The following is a 6,860-nucleotide window of genomic DNA, read 5'->3' as shown; positions in this document are numbered from 1 at the left end:
GCCACCCTTGGCCGACAGTGCCGCGAAAATCCTGTTGAACACGCCCATACGGCTCCAGCGGATGAACCGGTTGTAGATCGTCTTCGGCAGCCCGTACTCAGCAGGCGCATCGCGCCATCGCAAACCATTGCGGATCACGAAGATGATGCCGCTGATAATCCGGCGATCATCAACCCGGGGCACCCCGTGCGATAGCGGGAAATGTGGCTCGATCCGGCGCATCTGCGCCTCCGATAACCAAATCAAATCACTCATGGCAGCGCCTCCTCGCGCCGCCAGTGAATCAACCAAGCGGGCCGTTAGCAAGCAATTTAATAGGTCCTGAGCCTAGGTCGCCGCACCCAGAACCAATTCCTTCGTGGAAGACGGTTGTTGCACCTGGGCTATCCCTTGCGTGTTCCTGCGATCATTGCCTGTCCGGTGGCATCAGCTCCGTGATGGCCGTCTGGAACCTTCTCGCGCCTCAGGCGATTCCCTGCGTCAGCGCAGGGGAAGGACCGCATGATCAACGATCTCTGGTACAAGAACGCCGTCGTCTATTGCCTCTCCGTTGAGACATTCATGGATTCGAATGGAGACGGCGTCGGCGATTTCCAGGGTCTCCAGAGACGGCTCGACTATCTCGCAGGCCTCGGCATCAACACGATCTGGCTCATGCCGTTCCAGATGTCGCCGGGCCGTGACGATGGCTATGACGTGTCCGACTATTACAACATCGACCCGCGCTATGGCACCCTCGGCGACTTCGTGGAGTTTACCCATGGCGCAAAGCAGCGTGGCATCCGGGTTCTGATCGACCTCGTGGTCAATCACACATCCGACCAGCACCCCTGGTTCAAGCAGGCCTGTGCCGACCGGACCTCGCCATACCGGGATTGGTATGTCTGGTCAGACAAAAAGCCCGCAAATGCCGATGAGGGGATGGTCTTTCCTGGCGTGCAGAAGACGACCTGGACCCGGGACCCAATATCCGGCTCCTATTACTTTCACCGCTTCTACAATTTTCAGCCGGACCTCAACACGGCCAACCCGCATGTTCAGGCGGAAATCCTGAAGATCATGGGCTTCTGGATCCAGCTTGGCGTCTCAGGCTTCCGCATGGATGCCGTGCCCTTCGTCATTGCCGAAAAGGGTGCCGAGATCTCGGCGCCGAAGCCACAATTCGATATGCTGCGGAGCTTTCGCGAGTTTCTGCAGTGGCGCAAGGGCGACAGCATCATCCTCGCGGAAGCCAATGTGGTTCCCAAAGAAAACCTTCGCTATTTCGGCGAAGACGGTGACCGCATGCACATGATGTTCAATTTTCACGTCAATCAATCGCTGTTCTTCGCCCTTGCCAGCGCCGATACGCGTCCGCTGGCCCATGCGCTCGATCAGACGAGAGATCATCCGCAAACGGCACAGTGGGGCATCTTCCTGCGCAATCACGACGAACTCGATCTCGGCCGGCTGACGGAGAAACAGCGCCAGGCGGTGTTTGCCGCATTCGGGCCGGAAAAGAGCATGCAACTCTACGATCGCGGCATACGCCGCCGCCTAGCGCCGATGCTGGGGGGCGATGTCCGCCGGCTGAAGCTTGCCTACAGCCTGATGTATTCTCTGCCGGGCACGCCCGTGCTGCGCTATGGCGACGAAATCGGCATGGGGGACGATCTGACGCTTGAGGAGCGCAACTGTGCCCGCACGCCAATGCAGTGGTCGGACGAGCCGCAAGGCGGGTTCACCAAGGGCAAGGCGCCCGTCCTACCGGTGATCTCGGAGGGTCCGTACAGTTTCGAGCATGTCAATGTCGCGGCTCAGCGTCGTGACACCGACTCGATGTTGAACTGGACCGAGCGGATGATCCGCATGCGCAAGGAGGCGCCTGAGATCGGCTGGGGATCCTTTGATGTCCTGGATTGCGGCGACCCGGGCGTGCTCTGCATGCGCTATGACTGGCGCAACAATGCAGTCGTCATTCTTCACAATTTTCATGATGCACCGATCGAAATCACGTTCGATGCCGGGATTGGTGAGGACGGATATGTGCTGATCGATATTGCTGATGGCAGCGACAGCCGAGCCGACGAGCAGGGAAAGCACCGCATGGTGCTCGAGCCCTATGGCTATCGCTGGTATCGGGCAGGCGGTCTGGATTATCTTCTGAAGCGCAGCGATATTTGATGGTGTTACTTGTCGCTGATGGCATTGCGCATCAGGCAGATCCTGATGCGACCTGATGCCAGGCCTTATTGTCTGGAGCAACCTGACATCGGCAAGAGAGCGCCAAGCTCTTTTCGCTCTTCAGCGATCAGAGTCACGCCGCATGTGTGCATCCTGCAATCAAAGTGATGGGAATGCCGATCTCTCGCTTTCCCTAAAGCCAAGGCGTCAATTCTGTCGAACAGATGTTCGCCTCCCCCCTTGCGCGCAAAGGCTGGGCGCGCCGCTAAGCCAGCGTGAAATACGCTCAGCCGCGCGACCATGTTCGACCCGTAGGCATACGCCAACGACATGATAGCTCGCCGCTGCGGTCCCGCGGAACATGGACGCCTTTTAGCTTGCCAGCCGCCGGGGCGCGGCGGAATAGGCTGCTTCTGAACGCCGTTCCGCTTCAGCCCCTTTGATGCGGAAGCGACCGACGAGACTCCGCAGCCGGGTCGTTTCTTCGGCAAGGCGCGCTGTTGCGGCGGTCTGTTCCTCGACCATGGCAGCGTTCTGCTGTGTTGCCTGATCCATATGGTTGACTGCAGTATTGACCTCCGCGAGGCCTGTCGACTGTTCGCGCGATGTGCTGGCGATGGAGCGGACCTGCTCGTCGATGGCGGCGACGTTGTCATGGATCGTCTCGAGCGCCGAGCCTGTCTGGGTGACGAGCGTCACACCCGCGGTGACTTCCTCGCGCGAGCGGTGGATGAGCGCCTTGATGTCCTTGGCAGCGGTGGCAGAGCGCTGGGCAAGCTCACGCACCTCCTGCGCGACGACAGCAAAACCCTTGCCGGCTTCTCCGGCGCGCGCTGCCTCGACACCGGCATTGAGCGCCAGCAGATTGGTCTGGAACGCGATCTCGTCAATGACATTGATGATTTGGCTAATGCCGCTAGAGGCCTGCTCAATGCGCTCCATCGCCTGCACGGCCTCGCGCACCACGGTGCTCGACTGCTCGGTGTTGCGGCGCGCTTCGGTCACCATCGTGGCGGCCTGCAGCGAGCGGCTCGTCGAATTGCCGACGGCCGAGGTGATCTCTTCCAGTGCGGCAGCCGTTTCTTCCAGCGATGCCGCCTGCTGCTCCGTTCGTCGTGACAGGTCGTTGGCGGCGGCACGCAGCTCGCCTGTGCCGCCATTGATCAGGTCGATAGTGGAAAGCACCTCGCCCATGACGGAGCGCAGGCTCGTCATCGCCGCATCGACGTTGGACTGCAGCTCTTCGAAGGAGCCGCGAAACTGGCCTTTCATGGTCTCCGTGAGGTCGCCATCGGCCAAGGCAGCCACGACGCGCTGCGTCTCGCTGATGCCACCGTCGACGGAGCTCAGCAGTTCGTTGACGCTCGCCGCGAAGATATTGAGATGCGGGCTTTCATAGCGCTTTTGAATGCGCGCCTTGAAGTTGCCGTCGACCGCGGAGGCGACCACGGCGGCGATGCTGCTCTGGAGGTCCGCATTCTGCGTCTGCAGAGCGGCATCCTGCGCGTTCATCTCGCGCACCTTCAGCGCATTCTCCCGGAAGACCTGAACGGCCTTGGCCATTTCGCCTACCTCGTCGGTCCGCCCGGCAAAGGGGATAGGCGTTTCAAGATCGCCGTCGGCAAGACCGTTCATGCTGCGCGTGATGCGGCGAAGGGGGGCGGCGATGACCTTGCGGCCGAAGACGGCAGAACCGACCAGAAGACTGATCATCAGTGCCGACATGCCAAGGCTGATGGCAGAGGACATGGACTGAAGATCGCGCCGGCGTTGATCCGCGGCCTCACTCCCGGCCTTTGCCGCATTGACCGCATCATCGACGGTCTGGCCGATTTGGGCAAAGTTCGCGGCAAGTTTGGTCGCGATCGGCGAGACGTCGGCCTTGACGCGCACCCCGTCGATCAGCGCCTTCACCAAAGTCTCTTCGGCGGCGAGAGTGGTCTTGATCGCTTCGGCCCGCTGTTTGTTTTCCGGGATCATCATCGCCGCTTCAGCGAGTCCGAGATATTTCAGCGCGGATTGGTGGCGTTTGTCGGTGTAGTCGATGGCGTTGTTGACCTCCTCCGGCGAGCGCGCGAGCTGTATCGCTGCAACCCCTGTTTCAAGGCCGCGCACGGACGCCTTCATATCGATCAGATTGCGCGTGATCTCCGCCTGCATGCGCGAGCGCGTCACGGCCTGACTGACACCGTCGTTCAGCATCCAGGCCGAAACAGACACGAGAAACATCACGAGGATGCCGGCGGCCGACATCAATGAAAGCTTGGTGCTGATTGAAAACGTGCGGGAAGACATGCGGTGGATATCCTCGTCAACAACGGAGCAAGCCTGTCTCGCGGAAAGGCGCCAGGAGTGGAACGCTGCGCGCATGCGCGCTCGGCACGCGTGGTGATTGTGAAATATTTATGACAGCACTTAAGTTTTACTTAAAGTTATGCAGAAATCCTGATGACCGAAATCTAGAACCGGTTAGCTCTTCCTTGATTTTCGCGATTGAGTGGATCGTCGTTCGAGTCCGGCGAAGGATTGTTGTACGGCCGTGAAGATCTCGTCACGCTAAGGCTGCGACCGGAGTGGCCGAGGCTGAGACGAAGACATCACCAACGACAGAGCCGCGCTTTCACCCTTCGCTGAACGTCGAAAGGGCCTTGCCTCCCGCCGGGTCATCCTGACGTTTTTGCCCGCAATCTCTGCGCCATGCCGGCGATCAGGTAACCGAGCCCGCTTTCGAAGACAGCCTCCGTATTGACCGTTCCGACCTCATGGAAGGCCGCGAGGGCTTCAGCAAGCAGGGGGAACGGCGTCACCTCCTTCACGAAGTCGGTCTCGGGTGCATCTTGGTCAATCCGTTGCCGCTCGCGCTCTCCCTGTTCTTCCAGAACATAGCCGACCACATAACGCGTGACGCAAATGGCAATCTCAAACGCTTCTTCGGCGGAGAACCCGGCGGCAATATAGAGCTGCAACACCTTTTCCACGTCGGCGAATTCGGCGGCGGAGGGCCGCGTGCCCGCCGTCAGGCGTGCGCCGTCCCGTACGCTGAGCAGCGCTTTGCGAATGCTGCGGGCATTGGCCAGCGTGAAGGTCACCCAGTCCTGGCCGGGTTTTGGCAGGCGTTCGCTGTGATAGCGCAGCATCATCTCGGAATTAATCGCGTCGAGCAATTCCGACTTGTTGCGGAAATGCCAGTAGAGCGCCGGCTGCTGAACGCCCAGCCTTTCGGCAAGTTTGCGGGTCGACAGCTTGTCGATGCCCACCTCATTCAGCACCTTCAGCGCCTCATCGACAATACGATCACGTCCGATAGCCATAAACACCTCTTGACTTATCAGCGATAAGGTAGCTTATCGGTGATAAATTTATCACCGATAAAGTCTACTGAGGCACCTGATCATGAACAAGTCCCTGATCGTGATTCTTTCCACCGTTGCCCTGGATGCCATTGGTTCGGGCATCATCTTTCCCATTCTTCCGGACCTGCTGGAGGAGGTGACGGGCGGCAGCGACATCGGTCTCCTTTATGGGGCCATGCTCGCGGTTTATGCCGTCATGCAATTTGTGTTCTCGCCGATCCTCGGCGCGCTCAGCGATCGCTTCGGTCGGCGTCCGGTCTTGCTGTTATCGCTGGCGGGAGCCCTGCTTGATTATCTCGTGATGGCCTTTTCGCCTCACGGCTGGGTGCTCGTGGTAGGCCGGGCCGTGGCGGGAATAACCAGCGCGAATATGGCGGTCGCAAGTGCCTATATCACCGATATTACCCCCGCCGAGCAGCGTGCGCAGCGATTTGGCACGGTCGGCGCGGTGATGAGCCTGGGCTTCATCATCGGCCCTGTCATCGGCGGCGCTCTGGGCGCATCGTGGGTCCGGGCGCCATTTCTGGCGGCTGCCCTCTTTAATGGCCTCAATCTGCTTCTGGCGCTGTTCGTTCTGCCGGAAAGCCGCAAGGCCAGCCTCAATGCGTTCCGTTTTCGCGAGCTTAATCCGCTGGCACCTTTGGTCTGGCTCTGGAACTTCAAGCCGCTTCTGCCGCTCGTCGTCATCTTCGTCGCGTTCGGGCTGGTGGCTGCCATACCGGGAACAGTCTGGGTGCTCTATGGCGCCGAACGGTTCCACTGGGGTTCCGTCGATATGGGCCTGTCTCTGTCGGTTTTCGGCGTGAGCGGCGCTCTGGTGCAGGCCCTTCTCGTCGGTCCCTTGTCGCGCCGCTTCGGCGATCTTGGCACGTTGATCCTCGGGATCGCCTTCGACATGCTGGCCTATGTGCTGATGGCCTTCGCCACAGTGGGTTGGATGGGTTATGCGGTCGCGCCCCTGTTTGCTCTCGGAGGCGTTGCCATGCCGGCGCTGCAGTCGCTGGTGACCGGCCGCGTGAACGATGATCAGCAGGGACAGTTGCAGGGCGTGCTGGCGAGCCTGACAAGCCTTGCAGGCATCGTCGGACCGGTGTTGACCACCGCCGTTTTCTTCTCGACAAAAGACATCTGGATCGGCACCGTCTGGCTGGCCGGGGCGGCGCTTTATATTCTGGCCTTGCCGCTTCTCTCAGCGGCAAAGGGTTCGAAACCCATCACGGCCTAGACGCGGCCATGGCAGGTCTGCCTCAGGTCCGTCGAACGGTCGAGGCTTGGCCTGCGTCGAAGCACACAATCCGCTTACGGGTCTGCACGGGCCATTGTCAGGCGGACCTTTCGGAAGCG

4 protein-coding genes and 1 pseudogene are annotated in these 6,860 nt (G+C 60.2%); 2 read left to right on the top strand and 3 right to left on the bottom strand.

Annotated elements, in window-relative coordinates; genetic code table 11:
- Positions 1 to 255, bottom strand: a 255-nt coding sequence (locus tag BMX61_RS21625; RefSeq protein ID WP_139198981.1) for a transposase, incomplete at its 3' end; no start/stop codon positions are given.
- Between the two features lie 246 nt (positions 256 to 501).
- On the opposite strand from BMX61_RS21625, the gene BMX61_RS21620 reads away from it, so the two are divergent.
- The gene (locus BMX61_RS21620; RefSeq protein ID WP_075625454.1) at positions 502 to 2,163 is read left to right on the top strand and encodes an alpha-amylase family protein; all 1,662 of its coding nucleotides are present in this window, start codon (positions 502 to 504) and stop codon (positions 2,161 to 2,163) included.
- A gap of 372 nt (positions 2,164 to 2,535) precedes the next feature.
- On the opposite strand, the pseudogene BMX61_RS21615 reads toward BMX61_RS21620, so the two are convergent.
- Both BMX61_RS21615 and BMX61_RS21610 read right to left on the bottom strand, forming a co-directional pair.
- Positions 2,536 to 3,891 (bottom strand): annotated as a pseudogene (locus BMX61_RS21615) (methyl-accepting chemotaxis protein); the annotation flags it as partial.
- A 935-nt stretch (positions 3,892 to 4,826) separates the two neighbouring features.
- Positions 4,827 to 5,474: a TetR/AcrR family transcriptional regulator C-terminal domain-containing protein gene (locus tag BMX61_RS21610; RefSeq protein ID WP_075625456.1), complete on the bottom strand. Its 648-nt coding sequence runs from the start codon at positions 5,472 to 5,474 to the stop codon at positions 4,827 to 4,829.
- 82 nt (positions 5,475 to 5,556) lie between these two features.
- Between BMX61_RS21610 and tet(30) the strand changes: the two genes are divergently transcribed.
- Positions 5,557 to 6,741 carry a tetracycline efflux MFS transporter Tet(30) gene (gene tet(30), locus BMX61_RS21605; protein WP_075625457.1) on the top strand — a complete coding sequence of 395 codons (1,185 nt, stop codon included), beginning with the start codon at positions 5,557 to 5,559 and terminating at the stop codon, positions 6,739 to 6,741.
- The last annotated feature ends 119 nt before the right edge of the window (positions 6,742 to 6,860 follow it).

The sequence above is a fragment of the Xaviernesmea oryzae genome, assembly GCF_900109605.1.
GTDB lineage: Bacteria > Pseudomonadota > Alphaproteobacteria > Rhizobiales > Rhizobiaceae > Xaviernesmea > Xaviernesmea oryzae.
Note: the sequence above shows the minus strand (reverse complement) of the source record. Positions and strands in the feature narration are given on the sequence as shown.

What these genes read in the sequence shown, in the direction of transcription:
- BMX61_RS21620 (WP_075625454.1), top strand. Translation starts at nt 502, where the DNA reads ATGATCAACGATCTCTGGTACAAGAACGCCGTCGTCTATTGCCTCTCC.
- BMX61_RS21610 (WP_075625456.1), bottom strand. Translation starts at nt 5,474, where the DNA reads ATGGCTATCGGACGTGATCGTATTGTCGATGAGGCGCTGAAGGTGCTG.